At 64.7% G+C, this 19,322-nt stretch carries 17 protein-coding genes and 1 pseudogene; 6 read left to right on the top strand and 12 right to left on the bottom strand.

Annotated elements, in window-relative coordinates; genetic code table 11:
• Positions 1-79: 79 nt before the first annotated feature.
• Positions 80-775 carry a DUF1013 domain-containing protein gene (locus ACE10Z_RS04385; protein WP_050405544.1) on the top strand — a complete coding sequence of 232 codons (696 nt, stop codon included), beginning with the start codon at positions 80-82 and terminating at the stop codon, positions 773-775.
• 121 nt (positions 776-896) lie between these two features.
• On the opposite strand, the gene ACE10Z_RS04380 is transcribed toward ACE10Z_RS04385, so the two are convergent.
• From ACE10Z_RS04380 to ACE10Z_RS04365, 4 genes are all read right to left on the bottom strand, one after another.
• The gene (locus ACE10Z_RS04380; RefSeq protein ID WP_375786838.1) at positions 897-1,973 is read right to left on the bottom strand and encodes an acyltransferase family protein; all 1,077 of its coding nucleotides are present in this window, start codon (positions 1,971-1,973) and stop codon (positions 897-899) included.
• Between the two features lie 136 nt (positions 1,974-2,109).
• Positions 2,110-2,382 (bottom strand): hypothetical protein, encoded by a 273-nt coding sequence (locus ACE10Z_RS04375; protein ID WP_229168563.1) that lies wholly within the window; start codon positions 2,380-2,382, stop codon positions 2,110-2,112.
• Between the two features lie 310 nt (positions 2,383-2,692).
• The gene (locus ACE10Z_RS04370; RefSeq protein ID WP_375786837.1) at positions 2,693-4,600 is read right to left on the bottom strand and encodes a propionyl-CoA synthetase; all 1,908 of its coding nucleotides are present in this window, start codon (positions 4,598-4,600) and stop codon (positions 2,693-2,695) included.
• 125 nt (positions 4,601-4,725) lie between these two features.
• Positions 4,726-5,508: a hypothetical protein gene (locus ACE10Z_RS04365; protein WP_375786836.1), complete on the bottom strand. Its 783-nt coding sequence runs from the start codon at positions 5,506-5,508 to the stop codon at positions 4,726-4,728.
• 159 nt (positions 5,509-5,667) lie between these two features.
• Here ACE10Z_RS04365 and ACE10Z_RS04360 point away from each other — a divergent pair, with 159 nt between their 5' ends.
• Positions 5,668-7,212, top strand: coding sequence for a cation:proton antiporter (locus tag ACE10Z_RS04360; protein ID WP_375786835.1), 1,545 nt, complete (start codon positions 5,668-5,670; stop codon positions 7,210-7,212).
• Between the two features lie 174 nt (positions 7,213-7,386).
• On the opposite strand, the gene ACE10Z_RS04355 is transcribed toward ACE10Z_RS04360, so the two are convergent.
• From ACE10Z_RS04355 to ACE10Z_RS04340, 4 genes are all read right to left on the bottom strand, one after another.
• Positions 7,387-8,193 (bottom strand): SDR family NAD(P)-dependent oxidoreductase, encoded by an 807-nt coding sequence (locus ACE10Z_RS04355; protein ID WP_375786834.1) that lies wholly within the window; start codon positions 8,191-8,193, stop codon positions 7,387-7,389.
• 96 nt (positions 8,194-8,289) lie between these two features.
• Positions 8,290-8,667, bottom strand: a complete 378-nt coding sequence (locus ACE10Z_RS04350; protein WP_375786833.1) for a DUF1850 domain-containing protein — start codon at positions 8,665-8,667, stop codon at positions 8,290-8,292.
• Entirely contained in the window at positions 8,664-10,772 is a 2,109-nt protein-coding gene (locus ACE10Z_RS04345; protein WP_375786832.1) for a TRAP transporter permease, read from the bottom strand. Before ACE10Z_RS04345 ends, ACE10Z_RS04350 begins: the two co-directional genes overlap by 4 nt.
• 175 nt (positions 10,773-10,947) lie before the next feature.
• Complete coding sequence (locus tag ACE10Z_RS04340; RefSeq protein ID WP_375786831.1) at positions 10,948-11,895, bottom strand: TAXI family TRAP transporter solute-binding subunit; 948 nt, start codon at positions 11,893-11,895, stop codon at positions 10,948-10,950.
• 148 nt (positions 11,896-12,043) lie between these two features.
• On the opposite strand from ACE10Z_RS04340, the gene ACE10Z_RS04335 reads away from it, so the two are divergent.
• Positions 12,044-13,330 (top strand): MFS transporter, encoded by a 1,287-nt coding sequence (locus ACE10Z_RS04335; RefSeq protein ID WP_375786830.1) that lies wholly within the window; start codon positions 12,044-12,046, stop codon positions 13,328-13,330.
• A 350-nt stretch (positions 13,331-13,680) separates the two neighbouring features.
• Complete coding sequence (locus tag ACE10Z_RS04330; protein WP_375786829.1) at positions 13,681-14,895, top strand: EAL domain-containing protein; 1,215 nt, start codon at positions 13,681-13,683, stop codon at positions 14,893-14,895.
• A gap of 14 nt (positions 14,896-14,909) precedes the next feature.
• Here the strand turns inward: ACE10Z_RS04330 and ACE10Z_RS04325 are convergent.
• Positions 14,910-15,810 (bottom strand): annotated as a pseudogene (locus tag ACE10Z_RS04325) (HpcH/HpaI aldolase/citrate lyase family protein).
• Positions 15,811-15,829: 19 nt separating this feature from the next.
• Positions 15,830-16,309, bottom strand: a complete 480-nt coding sequence (locus tag ACE10Z_RS04320) for a hypothetical protein (protein ID WP_375786828.1) — start codon at positions 16,307-16,309, stop codon at positions 15,830-15,832.
• A gap of 206 nt (positions 16,310-16,515) precedes the next feature.
• On the opposite strand from ACE10Z_RS04320, the gene ACE10Z_RS04315 reads away from it, so the two are divergent.
• A complete protein-coding gene (locus ACE10Z_RS04315; protein ID WP_375786827.1) occupies positions 16,516-16,815 on the top strand; it encodes a hypothetical protein in 300 nt (99 codons plus the stop codon).
• Positions 16,816-17,094: 279 nt separating this feature from the next.
• On the opposite strand, the gene ACE10Z_RS04310 is transcribed toward ACE10Z_RS04315, so the two are convergent.
• Positions 17,095-18,291 (bottom strand): hypothetical protein, encoded by a 1,197-nt coding sequence (locus ACE10Z_RS04310; protein ID WP_375786826.1) that lies wholly within the window; start codon positions 18,289-18,291, stop codon positions 17,095-17,097.
• A gap of 120 nt (positions 18,292-18,411) precedes the next feature.
• Here ACE10Z_RS04310 and ACE10Z_RS04305 point away from each other — a divergent pair, with 120 nt between their 5' ends.
• Positions 18,412-18,642, top strand: coding sequence for a hypothetical protein (locus ACE10Z_RS04305; RefSeq protein ID WP_375786825.1), 231 nt, complete (start codon positions 18,412-18,414; stop codon positions 18,640-18,642).
• 15 nt (positions 18,643-18,657) lie between these two features.
• Here the strand turns inward: ACE10Z_RS04305 and ACE10Z_RS04300 are convergent, their stop codons facing one another.
• Positions 18,658-19,287 carry an NUDIX hydrolase gene (locus tag ACE10Z_RS04300; protein ID WP_375786824.1) on the bottom strand — a complete coding sequence of 210 codons (630 nt, stop codon included), beginning with the start codon at positions 19,285-19,287 and terminating at the stop codon, positions 18,658-18,660.
• Positions 19,288-19,322: the final 35 nt, after the last annotated feature.

Here is a 19,322-nt window from a genome sequence, read left to right as displayed (position 1 = left end):
GGCCCTATAATTCCCGTCATCGCCGATGACTACCAGCTTCGCCTCGACAGAGGTGGGCGAAGCACAAAGGAGATTTGCCATGAGCAACGCACCGCTGATGCCGAAGGCGACTGCCGTGTGGTTGGTCGATAATACCGCCCTGACGTTCGATCAGGTGGCCGATTTCACCAAAATGCACCCCCTGGAGGTGCGCGCCATCGCCGACGGCGACGCCGCCCAGGGCATCAAGGGCATGGACCCGATTTCCAACGGCCAGCTGACCCGCGAGGAGATCGAGCGCGGCGAGCGGGACCAGAACTACCGCCTCAGGCTCCAGGAGAGCAAGGTGGTGCTGCCGACCGCCGCCAAGAAGAAGGGCCCGCGCTATACCCCGGTGTCGCGCCGCCACGAGCGGCCGAGCGCGATCCTATGGCTGGTGCGCAACCACCCGGAGCTAAAGGACGCCCAGATCATGCGTCTGGTCGGCACCACCAAGACCACGATCGCCAGCGTGCGCGACCGCACCCACTGGAATGCCTCGACCCTGACCCCGATGGACCCGGTGACGCTCGGCCTGTGCTCGCAGATCGAGCTCGATTTCGAGGTGCAGCGCGCCGCCAAGGAGAAGCCGACCACGACCGTGTACGGCGGCGCCACGCTGCTGCCGGCTTCCGAGACCACGCGCAAGGATGAACTCGACGATCAGCCGATCGAGCGGCACGACGATCTCAATGTCGATGCCGTGTTCGCCAAGCTGAAGACGATCGGCGGCAAGAAGGCCGACGACGAAGAATAAAGCGTCGGCTAGTTTTCGCGAAGACCGGAATACGAAACGCGGCAGGGCAACCCGCCGCGTTTTTTGTTTGGGGCACGCGGAGCTTGATCCCGCGAGCGGCGCGCCGGTGGCCCGCCTTCGCTTACCCGAACGTGAAGCGCCGGTGGGCGAAGTTGAGCAGCGGACGTTCGAAATATCGATAACTCAGCGCGCACAGCCCGAACGTCAGCGCGAGCGCGCCGAAGGTCAGCGAGATGCCGGCAAGGCTCCCGACTGTCCTCGGTTGATGCAGCACGGCGAACAGCAGGTACACAATGACGTGGTGGGTGAGATACGCCGCGTAGGACGTCCTGGCGAAGAAGTTCGCGACCGAACTGCGCAGCAGTGCGAGTTTTGGCGAACCGCGATTTTCGAGGACGACGAACAGCAGAGAACCGAAGAAGATCTCGACCTGCGTGTGCGAGAACGCCACCGACCAGCGCTTCCATCCGAACAGCCACAGCAGGGGGAGCGACATGCTCGACCATTTGAGGATGGCGGCGACGCATCTGGAGACCTCGGCGTCCGGCTTGCGATAGAGGCGCCACCAGGCGATCAGCGCGCCGATCGCCAGCGAATCGATCCTGAATTGCGGCAGCACGTACCAGCCGTAGGCGTCCGGCAGCGCGCTATCGATCAGGCGCCCGATCGGGCAGATCAGGATCGGCACGAGCAGGATTGCGAACAGCCGCTCGGTCGGGATGTTCCGGACCAGCAACGGAAACAGCAGATAAAACTGCTCTTCGATCGCGAGCGACCAGGTCACGGCCAGAAAGTAAGCGCCATCGGTCTGCGCCTTGGCCATGCCGAAATTTTGCAAGCCGAACAAATACAGCCAGCCGGGCACACCCCTGGTGTCGAACAGATCAGGGCTTAACGAAAAATACCAGCCGATCGCCGCGCAAGCGCACATCAGGTAGTAGAGCGGCCAGATGCGAAACGCACGCCTGCCGTAGAAGGCCGAATAGTATCGTTCGGCCGCGCGGTGACGCAGCCGAATATCCGTGATGAGATAGCCGGACAGAATGAAGAACAGGTCGACGCCGAAGCGGCCGACATGCAGCAATTTCCACGGCGAGCCCTGCGGACCGTCCGGCGCGCCGAAATAGTGCCAGATGACCACGGTCAGCAGCGCGATCGCGCGCAGCCCGTCGAGCTCTCCGATCCTGTCACGTTGCAACGCGAGCTCGCCTTCCACAAGCACAGGACCTGGTCTCACCCAAAACAGCCGCTCATGATTGCATGCGGCACCTTGCCGGAATTCGGCCCGGCGGCCGTCCACGCATACCCGACCGGCCGGGCAGTAGCCAGCGCGCCTAGTGGCGGTCCGGATTGTTCATCATGTATTCGCCGAGATCGCGCTGCCGCCGATCGGTGCGAGCTTCGGCGTTCTGGCGCTGCACGTCGCGATCCTTGCGGCAGGCGACATATTCGGGCGATCCGACCGCCACCTTGCCGTTGCCCTGGCAATACTGATCGTCGTCGCCCATGCTCTCCGCGATCGGCGATCGACCGCGCTCGAGGCAGCCTGCCAGCAGCGGCAGTGCGAGCAGCAAAGCAAGAGGCGCGCGTGCGGAAATGGATCGCATCCGGTGGTCCGTATCTCGTGGCATATGACAGGGAAGGCCGGGATGACCCGGCAATCCATCAAAATCAAGGCCATTTTGCTTCCGATGGGTTTCGGGGTGCGTGGTGGGATTGAGCTATGGTGCACGCATCGATCATCCCGCCCGCGGCTACCCCTCTCCCACAAGGGGAGAGGGAACCCTTCTGCCGGTGACAACCTCACGTCAGGTGAGCACGCTGGTAAGGCTCCCTCTCCCCTTGTGGGAGAGGGTGGGGAGAGGGGTGCCGAGCAACGCGCTCTCTCGGCAGCGCGCCGACAGCGCAACCGGCAAACTACGCCTTCCCCTTTAGCGCCCCGCCGATTTCGTCGAGCACCTTGGGGTCCTCGATCGTCGCCGGCATGGTCCAGGGTTCGCCGTCGGCGATCTTCTTGATGGTGCCGCGCAGGATCTTGCCGGAGCGGGTCTTCGGCAACCGCGCCACCGTGATCGCGAGCTTGAACGCGGCGACGGGGCCGAGCTTATCGCGCACCAGCGCCACCACTTCCTTCTCGACCTGATCCGGCGCCTTGGTGACGCCGGCCTTCAGCACCAGGAAGCCGCAGGGCACCTCGCCCTTGATCGCATCCTTGATGCCGAGCACAGCGCATTCGGCAACATCGGGATGCGAGGCGAGGATCTCTTCCATGCCGCCGGTGGAGAGCCGATGGCCGGCGACATTGATGATGTCGTCGGTGCGGCCCATCACCCAGACATAGCCGTCCTCATCCTTGTAGCCGGCGTCCGAGGTCTTGTAGTAGCCGGGGAATTCCGAGAGATAGGCGTCCCTGAAGCGATCGTCCTGCTGCCACAGCGTCGGCAGGCAGGCCGGCGGCATCGGCAGCTTGATCACGATCGAGCCCATGGTGCCCGCAGGGACCGGCTTCGCCGCCTCGTCGACGATGTCGACCTGATAGCCCGGCATCGGCACGGTCGGCGAACCATGCTTGACCGGCAACATGCCGAGCCCAACCGGATTGCCGGCGATGCACCAGCCGGTCTCGGTCTGCCACCAGTGATCGATGACCGGCACTTTCAGCTGCTGCTCCGCCCACTCCACCGTCGGCGGATCGGCGCGCTCGCCGGCGAGGAACAGGGTGCGGAAGCGCGACAGGTCATAGCTCCTCAGCAGCTTGCCCTCGGGATCTTCCTTCTTGATCGCACGGAACGCGGTCGGCGCGGTGAAGAACGCGACCGCCTTGTGCTCTGAGATCACGCGCCAGAACGCGCCGGCATCCGGCGTGCCGACCGGCTTGCCCTCATACATGATGGTGGTCGCGCCGTGGATCAGCGGGCCATAGACGATGTAGGAGTGGCCGACCACCCAGCCAATGTCGGAGCCACACCACCAGATCTCGCCCGGCTTCACGCCGTAGAGATTGTGCATCGACCATTTCAGCGCGACGAGATGGCCGCCATTGTCACGCACCACGCCCTTCGGAATTCCGGTCGTGCCCGAGGTGTAGAGGATGTAGAGCGGATCGGTCGCGGCGACCGGCGCGCAGGGCGCGGCCTTGCCGGCGTCGAACGCGGCGCGGCGCAGCGTCGCCCAGTCATGGTCGCGGCCCGCCGTGAGTTCGCACACCTGCTGCGGCCGTTGCAGGATGATGCAGGTGTCCGGCTTGGCGCCGGCGAGGCGGATCGCTTCGTCGAGCAGCGGCTTGTACTGCACGATGCGCCCGGGCTCGATGCCGCAGCTCGCCGAGAAAATCAGCTTCGGCTTGGCGTCGTCGATGCGGGTCGCGAGCTCCTTGGCCGCGAAGCCGCCGAACACCACGCTGTGCACCGCGCCGATCCGTGCGCAGGCGAGCATCGCGACGACGGCCTCCGGCACCATCGGCATATAGAGGATGACGCGATCGCCCTTGGCCACGCCGAAATCCTGCATGATCGCGGCGAGCGTCTGCACCTCCGCCAGCAGCTCGGAATAGGTGAATTTGGTGATCGTGTTGGTGAGCGGGGAATCGTGGATCAGCGCGACCTGGCCGGCGCGGCCGCCGGCGACATGGCGATCCAGCGCGTTGTAGCAGGTGTTGACCACGGCGCCGGCGAACCAGCGTCCATAGGCGCCCACGGAAGGATCGTAGATCTTTTTGGCCGGCTCGATCCAGTCGATCTCGCGCGCCGCTTCCGCCCAAAAACCCTCGGGGTCTCGAAGCGAGCGGGCATACACCTCATGATACCGGCTCTGCTGGATGTTCATCGCGTTTCTCCCTCGCGCCGTCGCGCGTCATTTGCCGACCATTGTCACGGGAAGCGGCGCCGTTTCAAGCCGAAATGACCGCGACCTTCGGCCGGGTAAAACGAGAACGTTCTCGAGACCGGGCTCTAGTACCCGTCGACCCCATTTATCTGCCGCAACCGCTCGCGCATTGCCTTTTGCAGGTCATAGCCAGGCTTGCTGAATTCGGCATTGCGGCGGGCGATGAACTGGTCCTGCTCGCGCTGCAGCTCGCGCGCTTGGCCCGGATCCTTTGCCTCGCGCACGGCGCGAAAGGTCGATGCGCCGATCTCGCGATCGAGATCGGCGAGCTCGGGATTGGCACAGATCGCCTTCTCCACCGGCCGGCGCGCCTCGCGGCAGTCGAAGCTCGGCTTGCCGGCGACCGCCATCAGGGCACCGATCCGCTCCAGCTCCAGCGAGAGCGATTTGTAGTTGGCCTTGGCGGCGGCGTGATCGGGATTGAGCTTGACGGCGGCGCCGAAATCCATGATCGCCTTCGGCCGGTCCCCCTTGCGGCGCCACAGCTCGCCGCGCGCATTGTGGGCGTCGGCAAGCGACGGATCGAGCCGGAGCACGGTGTCGTAATCTGTGATCGCGCGGTCGATCATCTGCTTGCGGTCATAGGCGCTCGCGCGCGCCACAAGCGCCTTGACGCGATCCGGCTTGGCCGCCTTCTCATTGTCGATCAGCGCGCCGCAGACCTCGATGGTCTTGTCGTCATCCGCCGCAGCGGCGGCGGCGATGCAGGGTCCGGCATCGGCCTGCACATCCTTGCCGGGCTCGCTGCTGGCCGCGCGCGCAACGCCTGATGTCAGCGCGCCCGCCAGGCAAACGCACAGCAGCGTCAGGGCCAGATTCAGGGCCCGATTTGCAGAGTTGCGTCGCATCCCGATTGCCGACAAGACATCCCTCTCCCGCGCCCGAACCACCAACCCCTGATATCCGGCAGCGCGCCATTTGCCGCAAAACCACACGCTGGATTATACGTCAATTGCGACGATCGGCTGCACTTGGGACCGTACTTGGAGCCGTACCTGGGGGTTCGCGTGCTGACATTCGAATGGATCATCGGCCTGCTGCTTGCAGCGGTAGCGCTCTCGGCGCTGGCGCGGCGGATCAAGGTGCCCTACCCGACCTTTCTTGCGCTCGGCGGCGTGCTGCTGACCTTGCTGCCGTGGGCCCCGACCTGGGCACTGGAACCGAAACTGGCGCTGGCGCTGTTCGTAGCACCAGTGCTGCTCGATGCCGCCTACGACACCTCGCTGCGCGATCTCCGCAACAACTGGCTGCCGGTCTCGACGCTGGTGGTGGTCGCGGTCGGCGTCACCACGGCGGCGGTCGCCGTGGTCGCGCATTGGCTGCGGCCCGACATGCCCTGGCCGGTTGCGATCGCGCTCGGCGCCATCGTGGCCCCACCGGACGCGGCCGCAGCCACCGCGATCCTGCGTCAGGTCAACCTGCCCTACCGGATCCAGAAAATCCTCGAAGGCGAAAGCCTGCTCAACGATGCCACTTCGCTGTTGATCTATCGCGTCGCGGTCGGCCTGGTCGCCGCCGAGCACATGAAGATCCGCGAGTTCGTGCCGTCGATCGCGGTCGCGCTGATCGGCAGCCTTGCCGCCGGCTACTTGTTCGCGCAGGTCTGGATGATGATCACGCGCCGCATCACCGAGGCGCCGAGCGCGATCATCACGCAGTTCGGCGGAACCTTCATGGTGTGGATCGTCGCCGAGCATCTCGGCCTGTCCGGCATCCTCACCATCATCGCCTATGCGATCACCATCGCCCGCACCGCGCCGGCCCGCACCTCGGCACGGCTGCGCGTGTCGTCCTATGCGGTGTGGGAGACCGTCCTGTTCGTGCTCAACGTGCTCGCCTTCATGCTGATCGGCCTGCAATTGCGCCCGATCTGGTCCGAGCTCGACGACGAGGTGCGGTGGAAATATTGCAGCTTCGCGGCCGCGATCCTCGCCGTCGTGATCCTCGCCCGCATCCTTTGGGTAATGCCCTACGGGGCCCTGCTGCGCACGCTGAAGGCGCGCAATTGGCTGCCCGCCCATGTTGTGGAGGCCGTGCCGACCTTGAAGCGTGGCTTCATCGTGTCGTGGTGCGGGATGCGCGGCATCGTTACGCTGGCGGCCGCATTTGCGCTGCCCGAGTATTTTCCATATCGCGATCTGATCCTGCTGACGGCGTTTGCCGTCGTGCTGGGCTCGCTCGTGATCCAGGGACTGACCTTGCGGCCGCTGATCCTGGCGTTGAATTTCGACGACGACGATCCGGTCGGGCGCGAGGCGGCCCATGCCCGCGGCGTGGTCTTTCGCGCAGCGCTCGAGGAGATCGACGCCGACCCGTCGGAAGAAGCCGAAATCCTCCGGCTCGAATACCGCGCCGTGCTGCTGCGCGCCGAGAATGACCCCGACGGCGGCCTGACCTCGCGCGAACTGCCGTCGGATCCGATACGCCGCCGCGCCATCGCGGCCGCGCGTCAGGCGCTGCTCAATCTGCGACGCACCGAAACCATCGGCGACGACGCATTTCATCTGGTCGAGGCGGAGCTCGACCGCGCCGAGCTCAGCGTCGAGGCGTGATACCCCTAGTGTGCTGAATGCGAAGTTCGTGCGATTTCGCGGCAGCCGCTTTCACGAACTTCGCACTCATAAAGCACACTAGAATCATAAGTTTGCTAGTGTCCTTATCGAATCCGAAGTTCGCTCCGAAGGTGCGGCGAATGATACGAACTTCGGATTCGGGACACTAGCTCCTCAGGCGCCCGACTTGGAGGTGATGCCGCCGTCGACCACGAGCTCGATGCCGGTGACATATTTCGATTCGTCCGACGCCAGGAACAGCGCGGCATTGGCGACGTCCCAGGCGTCGCCCATGTGCCCCATCGGCACCTGCGCGTCGCGGGCGCGCCACATCGCCTCGACATCGCCCTTGGCGTAGCTCTGCGCCAGCCCCGCGGAATGTTCGACCATCGGCGTCTTCATCAATCCGGGCAGGATCGCGTTGACGCGCACATGCTTCGAGGCGAACTCGACCGCGGTCGAGCGCGTCATCTGGTTCATCGCCGCCTTGCTCGCATTGTAGCTGACATAGGAAATGCCGACATGGCGGATCGAGGCGATCGAGGAGATGTTGATGATCGAGCCGCCGCCCTGCTTGATCATGACGGGAATGACGTGCTTCATCGAGAAATAGGCGCTCTTGAGGTTGACCGCGAAGACGCGGTCCCACTCGGCTTCCGCGACCTCGACGACGCTGCCGACCTCGGCAATGCCGACATTGTTGTCGAGCACGTCGATGCGGCCATAGGTCTTCAGGCAGGCCGCGACCATCGCCTCGACCTCGCCGGCGCGCGAGACATCGGCGGTGAATGCGGCCGCCTTGCCGCCCTCGCCGGTGATGATCTTGACCGTCTCCTCGGCCGCGGCGCCGTTGCGATCGACGCAGAACACGCTGGCGCCCTCGCGCGCGAAGGTCACGGCGGTCGCCTTGCCATTGCCCCAGCCGGGCCCGATCGAGCCCGCACCGACCACCATCGCAACCTTGCCCTTGAGCCGATCCATCACCTGTTCTCCCGTTTGTTGTTGTCATTGTAGCCCGGATGGAGCGAAGCGAAATCCGGGAATACTGGCCCCGGATTACGCTTCGCTCCATCCGGGCTACGGATCGCGACACACACTCATCGTCGTGACATTAGCACCGATCGGATGTCCGAAAATCTCCGATAGCGTCTGGCAGCGTCCCGCGTGGCACAGGTGCCATTCGCCCGCCGCGCCGGAATTGCCGAGCGCGACCTCGGGCCTTGGCATCGGCTCCGGCGACCATTGAAACCATCCGCCAGTGAGGCGGGCCTCCGGCGGCGGCTCCATGCCGGCGCCGGTGCCCTTGATGCGTGCCTGCAGCAGCGTCAGCCCGGCCGGCGTGACCTGCCAGTCTTCCTGCCAGGCGGTCTTCTCGATCGAATGCGTCCAGGCCAGCGTGAAGGCCGCGATCGACAGCGTCTTCACGACACCGGCGGATGCGAGGCAGAGGCTCAAGCCGCTGCCACCGCGTTGCGCGGACGCTGCCGCCACTGCCACAGCACGACCGCGGCGGCGAGCGTGAAGCCCGCCGTATCCGAGAACTGAAAATCGCCGAGCAGGCAGAGCGCGGCCCCGAAGGCGACCACGATCTCGATCAGGGTCAGCCGCGTGAACAGGAAGCCGATCGCGACGATGCCGAACAGGGCGATCGCCACCAGCGCCTTGAAGGTCGCGAGTGCGACCGCGCCGTAGAACCCGAGCTGGGCGGCCATCGGATCATTGCCTTGCAGCATCAGTGCCGGCGAGTAGACGAAGATGAAGGGAATGACGTAGCCGGCAAGCGCGATCCGCATCGCTTCCCAGCCGATCTTATCCGGATTCTCCTTGGCGATCGGCGCCGCCGCCAATGCCGCGAGCGCGACCGGCGGCGAGAGGTCGGCCATGATGCCATAGTAGAACGCAAACATATGGCTTGCGATCAGCGGCACGCCGAGCTTGGCCAGCGCAGGTGCGGCGAGCGCCGCGGTGATGATGTAGGTCGGGATCGTCGGAATGCCGGTGCCGAGCAGGATCGACAGCAGCATGGTCATGATCAGCGCCAGGAACAGGCTCTTGGCGCCGAGCCCGATGATCCAGCTGCCGAAGATGGTGCCGACGCCGGTCTGCGTCATCATGCCGATGATGGTGCCGACGATGGCGCAGGCCATGCCGACGGTCAGCGCCGACTTGGCGCTGTCGGCGAGCGAGTCACGGCAGGCCCTGAGCGTGGCGCGGCCACCGCGTGTGATCGCAGCGATCACGATCAATCCTGCGACGACACTGGCCACCGGAACGATCTCGAGCCCATGGCGCGAGACCGCGGCAACCACCAGCGCGAGGCCGATCCAGAAGATGTAGCGCACGACGGTGCTGGAGAAGCCGAGCGTGATGCTGGCGCCGAGGATCAGCGCGACCGTCAGCGCGAGCCCCATGCTGCCGGCATAGAGCGGCGTAAAGCCTTCGAACAGCATGTAGACCAATGCTGCGAGCGGCAACACCAGGTACCAGCGCGCCACCAGCGCCTTCCAGGCGCTCGGGATCTCGGCGCGCTTCATGCCGACGAGTCCATGCTTGCCGGCCTCCAGATGCACCATCCAGAACGCCGAGGCGAAATACAGGATGGCCGGAATCACGGCCGCCTTGACGATCTCCGAATAGGGGACGCCGAGCGTCTCGGCCATGATGAAGGCGACCGCGCCCATCACCGGCGGCATGATCTGGCCGCCCATCGAGGCGGTGGCCTCGACACCGGCGGCGAACGCGCGGCGATAGCCGAACCTGATCATGAGCGGAATCGTGAACTGGCCGACGGTGACGACATTGGCGACGCCGGAGCCGGAGATTGTGCCCATCATGCCCGAGGCGAACACCGCGACCTTGGCCGGCCCGCCGCGGGTGCGGCCGAACAGGCCGAGCGAGACGTCGGTGAACAGCTGGATCATCCCCGCGCGCTCCAGGAACGAGCCGAACAGGATGAACAGGAAGATGTAGGTCGCCGAAACATAGATCGGCACACCGTAGAAGCCTTCGGTGCCGAACGAGAGATGGGTGACGATCTGGTCGAAGTCATAGCCGCGATGATTGAACGGCGACGGCAGATATTGTCCGAAGAACCAGTAGAGCAGACAGGCGCCGCACATCAGCGGCAGCGCCGCTCCCATCAGCCGCCGCGTGCCCTCGAAGATCAGGATCGCGAGCAGCGTGCCGACTGCAAGGTCCATGTTGGTCGGATCGCCGTCGCGGGCGATCAGGTCGGCATAGAAGATCCACTGATAGAGCCCGCAGAGGAAACCGGCAGCGCCGACGATCCAGCTCACCGCGCGGCCGAAATCGGTCTTGGCGGTGAAGTTGCCGATCAGGCCGAAGGTCAGCAGGATCAGGAAACCGACATGGACGCCGCGCACCACCTGGCTCGGCAGGTAATTGAAAGCCGCGACATAGAGCTGGAACACCGCGAAGGCGAGACCGATGGCATAGGCCAGATGCCCCCAGGCGCCCGGGCCAAAACCTTCCGGAAAACCATGCTCGAAATTGTCGAATTCAACCTTGATGGGCTGCTCGCCCGCAACCTGCTGCTGCATATGATTAGTCCCCCGCCGTGCCCGCGACGCTTGTAGCGCCCCGCCGCACGTCATGCGCGGGCTTGACCCGCGCATCCATCGAAAAATCAACGTCGTTGGAAAGATGAATGGCCGGGTCATCCCCGATCGAGTCGGGGACGGGCTCCCGGCCATGACGCCCTCGAAGTAGCTGGCCCTACTTGATGAGGCCCTTTTCCTGGTAATAGCGGATCGCGCCGGGATGCAGCGGCACCGGGCTGCCGGTCGCGGCGGTCGCAAGCTTGATCTCCTTGCCCGCGGCGTGGGCATTGGCGAGTTCCGGCAGCGATTCGTAGACCAGCTTGGTCATCTGATAGGCGAGATCGTCCGACACCGCGCTCGAGGTGACGAGATAATTCACGACTGCCGCGGTCGGCACATCCTTGTCCTGGCCGGTGTAGGTGTTGGCCGGGATGATCACGGAGACGAAGGGCGGACCGATCTTGTCGACGGTCTCCTTCGGCACGGCGACCACGGTGATCTCGCTCGAGGTCGAGAGGTCCTTGAGCGAGGCGACGCCGAGGCCGGCGGACTGCAGCGTGGCGGCGAGCTGGCGGTTCTTCATCAGGTCGACCGATTCGGCAAACGGCAGATACTCGACCTTGCCGAGATCCTTGTAGCTCATGCCGGCGGCCGCGAGGATCGCGCGCGAGTTGAGCTCGGTACCGGACTTCGGCGCGCCGACCGACAGGCTCTTGCCCTTGAGATCGGCGAGCGTCTTGATGCCCCTTTCGGCGGTCGCGACGATCTGGATGTAGTTCGGATAGATCGCGCCGATGGTGCGCAGCTTGTCGAGCTTGGTCTTGAAGCCGGCCTCGGCATCGCCTTCCCAGGCGGCCTTCAGCGAATCGCCGAGCGTGAAGGCGATCTCGCCGCGGCCCTGCTGCAGCAGCACCAGGTTCTCCACCGAAGCCTTGGTCGCCTGCACCTGGGTCTTCACTTCGGGGATCTTGTCGCCGTAGATCTTCCCGATCGCGACGCCGAGCGGATAGTAGACGCCCGAGGTGCCGCCGGTGAGCACGTTAATGAACTGCTGGGCCTGCGCGACAGGCGCGGACAAAACACTGGCTGCCACGATCGCGGCAGCCATCAACCTTGAATTCATGAGTATTATTCTCCCCTAAGCCGGGCCGGAAATTGGCCGCACGCCCCCGCCGGGTCAACCCATCCAAATGACGCATGCAGGGCCGAAAATCCCTGATGGCAGCACCAATTTACCTGCGCGGGAACCCTGTGCCTGCGAGCGGGTTGAGGTGCGCAATCTCGCCGCGAGGTATGACTTGCAGCCGTCCGGGACGCCCGTTGAGCGCGCGCTTGATGCGTTGAACTTCTTCCTCGCCGACGTGCGGGACGGGCTCGGCCCTTATCTGGCGATCTACCTCCTGACCGAACGGAGGTGGGACGAGGCCTCGATCGGGTCGGTGATGTCGATCGCGGCGATCGCCGGGATCGTCGCCCAGACACCGGCCGGTGCCCTGATCGACCGCAGCCGCGCCAAGCGCGCGTTGATGATCGCAGCCGCGGCCGCCGTGACCGCCGCCTGCCTGCTGCTGCCGCTGCTCGACCGGTACGCGCTGGTCGCCGCGACCCAGGCGCTCGCCGCCGCCTCGGGCTCGGTGTTCGCGCCGGCGATCGCCGCGGTGACGCTCGGCATTGTCGGACCCAAGGCGTTCGCGGCGCGGACCGGCCGCAACGAGGCCTTCAATCATGCCGGCAACGCGGTGGCCGCGGCGATCGCCGGCGGCACCGCCTACTGGTTCGGTCCCGTCGTCGTGTTCTGGCTGCTCGCGGCAATGGCGCTCGCCAGCATCGCCGCGACGCTCTCGATCCCACCCGCCGCCATCGATCACCAGGTCGCGCGCGGGCTCGATGATATCGCGGAGGAGAACGGCACGCTGCATGAGCGGCCATCCGGCTTTCGCGTGCTGCTGACCTGCAAGCCGCTGCTGATCTTCGCGGCCGCGACCGTGACCTTTCATTTTGCCAATGCAGCGATGCTGCCGCTGGTCGGACAGAAGCTCGCACTGGTCAATCGCAACCTCGGGACATCGCTGATGTCGATCTGCATCATCGCCGCGCAGCTGGTGATGGTGCCGGTCGCGATGCTGGTCGGACGCAAGGCCGATGTCTGGGGCCGCAAGCCGATCTTTGCGGTGGCGCTCGCGGTGCTGGCTATTCGCGGCGCGCTCTATCCGTTGTCGGACAATCCGTACTGGCTGGTGTCGGTGCAATTGCTCGACGGCATCGGCGCCGGGATCTTCGGCGCGCTGTTCCCGCTCGTCGTCGCCGATCTCACGCATGGTACCGGGCATTTCAACATCAGCCAGGGCGCGATCGCCACGGCAACCGGCCTCGGCGGCGCGCTGAGCACGGCGGTCGCCGGATTCATCATCGTCCACGCCGGCTACAGTGCCGCATTCCTGTTCCTCGCAGCCGTCGCTTGTGCCGGGCTGATCGGCTACTGCGCGTTGATGCCGGAGACGTTGCGAACGGCAACGACGACAGCACACACGAACCGCATTGCGCCGCAGAACGGATGATCTGATTCGCCGTTGGTGCTCGGCGGCAACTCGATCCGGTGTCCGACAATGGTGCAGTTCCGCTTCTGCATCGACCCGACACCACAGTCATTAACGTCGTCTCGCGATGACACACGCGCGCAACGTTTCCGGTGCCGTGCAAAGTCGGACACGATTGCTCTCATGAACATCAGATGACGCATTTGTTGCGCGTGTAACAGCGGCGACACGTAGCGATTCCAGAACCATTTGAGTCGAATTGAATCCTTTAAGGTTAGCGAGCCAATCAATGTATGAACCAGAAATTTCCATGATTGCCGCCGCTCTTGGATGTACGAGTCAGGCCGGGGTAATTACGGATAAGGCGGGGCATGAACCACATCAGTCACATCGAACGCACACGAGCCGGCTGGTTCGGACATCGCAAGCTGACCCCGCGCGCATGCATTGCGGACGGCAAAAAGCACCTTCGGACCTTTCTTGCAGAGGCGCTGGAAGACCTCGGCTTCATCACCAGCGAATGCGGCCAGGCTCTGGAGCTCGACACTGTCCTGGACGCGGAACGGCCCGATCTTCTGGTGCTCGGCGTGTCCGTGGACGGCATCGAAGTCAGTAAAATTCTCGAGACTTTGGTGAGAAAGGACTACGGCGGCAAGGTCCTCGTCATCGGTCAGCCGGACTCCATCATCGTCAAAGCGGTTCGGCAGATCGGCGATGAGTACGGTATCGCCATGCTGCCGGCCCTCTCCACCCCGTTCAGCGCCGGAACCCTTCGTGACAGTCTTGCGTCATTGATGCCGCTCGAGCCCGCACCGAGCCCGGCGGTGGATGTGCCCGAAGCGCTGAAGGCCGGTTGGCTCGAGCTGTGGTATCAGCAGAAAATTCACCTCCGGACCTTGGTTCCGAGCGGCGCCGAGGCGCTGATCCGGATGCGCCATCCCGCATGGGGTGTCGTGCCGCCTGCCTACTTCATCCCCGACGAAGGCGATCCGCATTTTCATGCGCTGTCCGAGTTCGTGATCGCGCGCGCGATCGAAGACTGGCGCTATCTCCTCGAACAGATCGGACCGGTCGATCTCTCGATCAACCTGCCGATCTCGTTTCTCGCCGACGATCACGCAGTGCGCGAGCTTTGTTACCGGATTCCGGATCATGCCGCCTTCGCCGGCCTGCTGATCGAGATCGACAGCGCCGAGGTGGTCGACAATCTCGATCTGGCGATCGATGTCGCCCGGCGCGTTCGCCTGCACAATATCGGCATCTCGATCGACAATGTCGGCGCGAACTGGCCATCCCTGCTGGGATTGCCGAACTTTCCGTTCGTCCAGCTGAAGGTCGACCATCAATACGTCACCGGTTCCGCGGATCAGCGCCTGAAGCAGACGGTGTGCCGGCGTATCGTCGAGCTCGCACACGACGCCGGCGCGCAGGTTATTGCGCAGGGGGTCGAGACGCGCGCGGACTTTCTAGCCGCGCACGAGATGGATTTCGATCAGGTCCAGGGCTACCTGTTCGGCAAGCCGATGGGCGTCAAGAAGTTCGCCCGCTCGCGCATGCACTTCTCTGAGAAACAGCCGGCGTCCTGAGGCACGGCCTCTGGTCAGGCTTGAGCGTTCTGATCGATCGCGCGCAGCGCTTCGCCGCGCGCGATCAGGCGCTTTGCGTTGGAATAGGTCGGGACTTCCAGCAGCGAGCCGTCAAGTTCGACGCGCCCAAGGCCCTGTGCCCGCGCCGCTTCGAAGGCAGCGACGATCCTGCCCGCCTGGTGCAACTCATCCTCGCTCGGCGTGAGCACGCCGTTGACGATGGCGGCATGCGCGGGATCGACCAGGCTCTTTGCGGTGTAACCCAGCCGTCGCGCCCAGATCGTGTCGCGTTCGACGCCCAAAGCGTCGCTCCAGGTGTAGGGGCAGTCGACCGCGACGACATTGGCGGCGCGACATTCGACGATGAAGCGCTGCCGCGCGTAAGCGAGCTCCAGGCCATCGCTTCCCCGTTCGGCGCCAAGATCGGCGGCGAGGTCTTCGGAGGCCATCAGGCAACCGATGGTGCGCCGGCTCGCCACAGCGATCGCGCCGGTCTGTACCAGGCCGCGCGAACTCGATGTTCGGCAACAGCGACGTCGATCCTTCGGCGATGCCATAGTCGCGCTCGAACCGCGTCACCACCTCGTCGAGTCTCGCGACATGATGCGGCTCGGCGACCTTCGGCAGCGCGACGATATCGGGATGGCCGCGCATCACGGCGGCAAGATCATCCATGCCGTCCTGATCCAGCGGATTGACGCGGACCGCGACCACCGCGCCCTGGTCGCGCCAGGCCGCGTAGAGCTCGGCCGCCAGCGCCCGCGCCTTCGGGCGCAGCGGTGGCGGGGTGAAGTCCTCGAGCTCGTGGATCAGCACGTCGGCGCCGCTGGCGGCGGCGCGTTGCAGGACCGCCTCGTTGGCGCCTTCGAGAAACAGCCAGGAGCGGCACAGCGGGGCCGGGCGCAGTTTGCGCATCACGCCGCCAGTGCCGCCGTCACTGAAACGTCATGTCGAGGCATTTCGAGATGTCGGAGCCGAGGCCGGACGAGATGGTGATGCAGCCGCGGATCTTCTGGGTGTTAGTATCGCTGGCCCAGATTGCATAGCCACCCGTTCCAAAGAACGAATTGGTGTTCGGCGGCTCGGTCTCGGTGGCGTCGAACGTATAATTGCCGTCGGTCTCGAAGATGCGCGGCTTCTTGGTGCAGCCGCCGTCGGCCTGCACGTTGATGACCTCCTTGTTGTCTCGCGTCAGCGCCAGCGAGACCTGGCAGCGGAAATATTCGGAGGTCTTGGCGTTGAACAGGTAGGCGTAGGACTTGCAGGTCGCGGTGTTGAGCTTGCCGGCCGACAGGCCGCGGCTGCAGGAGATCCGCTGGTTGTTGGAGAGCTTGAACTCGTCGGCCTGCGCGACTGACGCCAGCGCCATGAACGACAGAGCGACACCGATACCGATCTTCATGACGTGGTTCATCCCGATCATCCCCAGGTAGTGTTTCCGGCAATCGAAGCGTTTGTAAATGGTAACGCGAAGATAGTCGCCAAGCTTGACGCGGGAAATCACAAAGTCGCGGATCGACGACAGCGGTCGCGCCGATTGTCGTATTGACGCGCGAATGCCGTTCGTGATTTGTTCAAGAACGTGGGGACGACGCCGTTTTTCTCGGCCGGAGGTGGATCATGACGCATTTTTTGACCAAGACCTTTATTGCGACTGCGGCGTTTGCCGCGCTGACGACATGCGCATTCGCGCAGGAGGCTGCGCCCTGGGAGCTGAAGACCGACATGGGCTACGCCTATGACAAGGACGGCAAGACCTGGACCTACAAGATGGGGACCAACAATGCCAACACGCTGCTGAAGGGCGCCAAGAAGGTGCCGAAGGGGACGCTGTTCTTCATCGGCCATAACGGCCAGCTCTACATGCGCTCCGGGCCCTATCTCGAGGGCGACGGCAAGTTCATGTTCGGCTCGAACTAGTGTGCTGAATGCGAAGTTCGTGCGATTTCGCGGCAGCCGCTTTCACGAACTTCGGATTCATAAAGCACACTAGAATCATAAGTTTGCTAGTGTCCTTATCGAATCCGAAGTTCGCTCCGAAGGTGCGGCGAATGATACGAACTTCGGATTCGGGACACTGGAGCGTTTTCGAGCGACGTGGACGCCGGTTCGCGTGAAGAAACCGCGTCATGAGAAGGGTCTAGAGCTTCGGTTCTGATTCAATCAGAACCGACAATGCTTTATCGTCTTCGGCAGACCTCAGAACGCCGCGGCCAATTCCCGCGCGCCGGGCTTGTTGCTGTTGAAATCCATCCGCTCGTTGGTGACGGCGAGCAGCTTGGCCACGGTGTTGTGACGGATCGCGACCGGATTGCGCTCGTAGCCCGAGCGCTGGAAGAAGTTCGAGGTCGGCACCTGCTCGCGCATCGCCTGCGGCATGGTCACCATGTCGAGCCCGGTGCCGTCGCCGGTCAGGTTCATCATCTCGAGCTCGGCCGCGGTCAGCGGTCTCGTGTAGCCCTTGTTGCGGGCGAAGATCACCGAGGTCAGCAGCTTGTGGGTCTGCAGCATCGGGCCGATATCGATGTCGAGCACCATGGCGTGACAGGCCCAGCCCTGCGGCGTGTCGGCCAGGCGCTGATGCGCCGACCAGTCGTCGGGCACGGTCAACGTGAACGCGACCATCTTCTTCAGCACCGCGAGCTTGTGCTCCATGGCCTTGCGCGCCGGCCCCTGCGTCGCCGCCACCCGCGCGGTGAGATCCCGCACGAATTCATGGCCCTGCTCGGCCAACAGCTCGACGGTGTTGGTGGTGAGCAGCTGGTTGTAGCCCATCGCGGTGGAGATCGCGCGCTTGCCGCCATGCTCGATGCCGGCCTGCACGTCGTAATTGCCGGTGCCCCCGGTCTCGAACGAATAGACCCGCACCGCCTGCTCCGGCGTCAGCCCCGCGGCGCGCGCGTAGCGGGCATAGGCGCGCTTGAACTCCACCTCGCTCGTCGGGCGCTGCGGCGTGAACTGGAACTGTTCGGCCGCCGCCCTGACCAGATCCGAGACCACCGGAATGGTTTTGGGCGGACGCGGCGGCTTGCCGCCCTCTTCTTCCGGCGCCGGATTGACCGGCCGCTTCGGCCCCTCATAGACCGGCGGCTGCTGCAGCACGTAATCGTCCAGCGAAATCTGCACGCGGTCGCGGCGCTTGGCGTTGCGGCCGCGCCGTTTGTCGGCGATCGCGCTCCAATAGGCGCTGGCGTCCTGCTCGAAGGCGTCGCGCGCTGCCTGATATTCCTGCAGCTTGCGGCGATACTCCATGATCGCCTGCGGCGAGGCCTGCGCCATCGCATTGGAAACGGACGGCGGCAACGCATCCGCCTCGCCGGCCGACACGGACGGCGTGCTGGCGACGAGCGTGAGCGCGACAAATCCAGGAAAGAGGCGAATCAATTGCGGGCGCATGACCTCGTTGTAGCAAGCGCCGCCGCGAAGTCAGCCTGGAAATGTCCGGAGCGCAAGCGGCCGGATGCCGCGATCAGGTCCAGAATTTTCGCCACAATGCGGTGTTCTCCGAGGACGGCCGTGGAGATCGCGATGAAAATGGCACTCTGGCTCGCCGCCGCTGGCGCGTTGACGCTCGCCGGACCTGCGCGCGCCGAGCGTCCGGATTGCGGATCATTTCCGGATACACGTTCACGGTTCTCCTGTTACGAGAACGTGTCGCGGGCGCCGCCGGAACCCGAGACCGCCGCGCGTCCGCCTGTTGCGCAAGGCAAGGCAATGAAGATGAACGCCCGCAACTGTCACAAATAGCCGCATCATTGCGGCTTACTTCCATGCGAACACCGGCTGCTCGAGATCGGCGACGCGGGTGTTGCGGCCGGCGAGCAGCTCACGGAACTGATAGATCAGCGCAGCGGTCGGCGCATGAATCTGCTGGCCGCCGAGCCGGAAGCGGATCACGCGCCGCGCGCTCTCGGGAATCGTGACGAAGGTGAATGCATCGTCGAGCTCCACCGCATCGAGACCGATGCGGTGGACGGACGCGACCTCGTCCGGGTTCGGCGTAATCGCCGCCCGCGCGCCGGCCCAGACCACGACCGGCGTGATCAGATAACCCGACCGCGTCGGATAGTCGTCGAGCATGCCGAGCACATCGCGCTCGGACAGCGCCAGCCCAAGCTCCTCGTGCAGTTCGCGCAGCGCGGCCTGGGGCTGCGTCTCGCCGGCATCGCAGCGCCCGCCCGGCAGCGCCCATTGCGCGCTGTGCGCACGCAACCGCGCGCTGCGGCGGGTCAGCAGGAAGGCCGTGCCGTTGCCGTCGGCGCCCTCGGTCAGTGTGATCGCGACCGCCGCGCGCTTCAGCGTCGGCGCCGCGTCCGCCGGCGCGAGGCGCGCGAACGCCGCGCAGAGCTCTGCGATATTCCGCCGGGTGGCATCGTCAAATGTGCGGGCCATGGAGCTTGACTACAACACAACAGCGATTGATGAAA

It is taken from the genome of Bradyrhizobium sp. Pha-3 (assembly GCF_042258615.1).
GTDB lineage: Bacteria > Pseudomonadota > Alphaproteobacteria > Rhizobiales > Xanthobacteraceae > Bradyrhizobium.
Note: the sequence above shows the minus strand (reverse complement) of the source record. Positions and strands in the feature narration are given on the sequence as shown.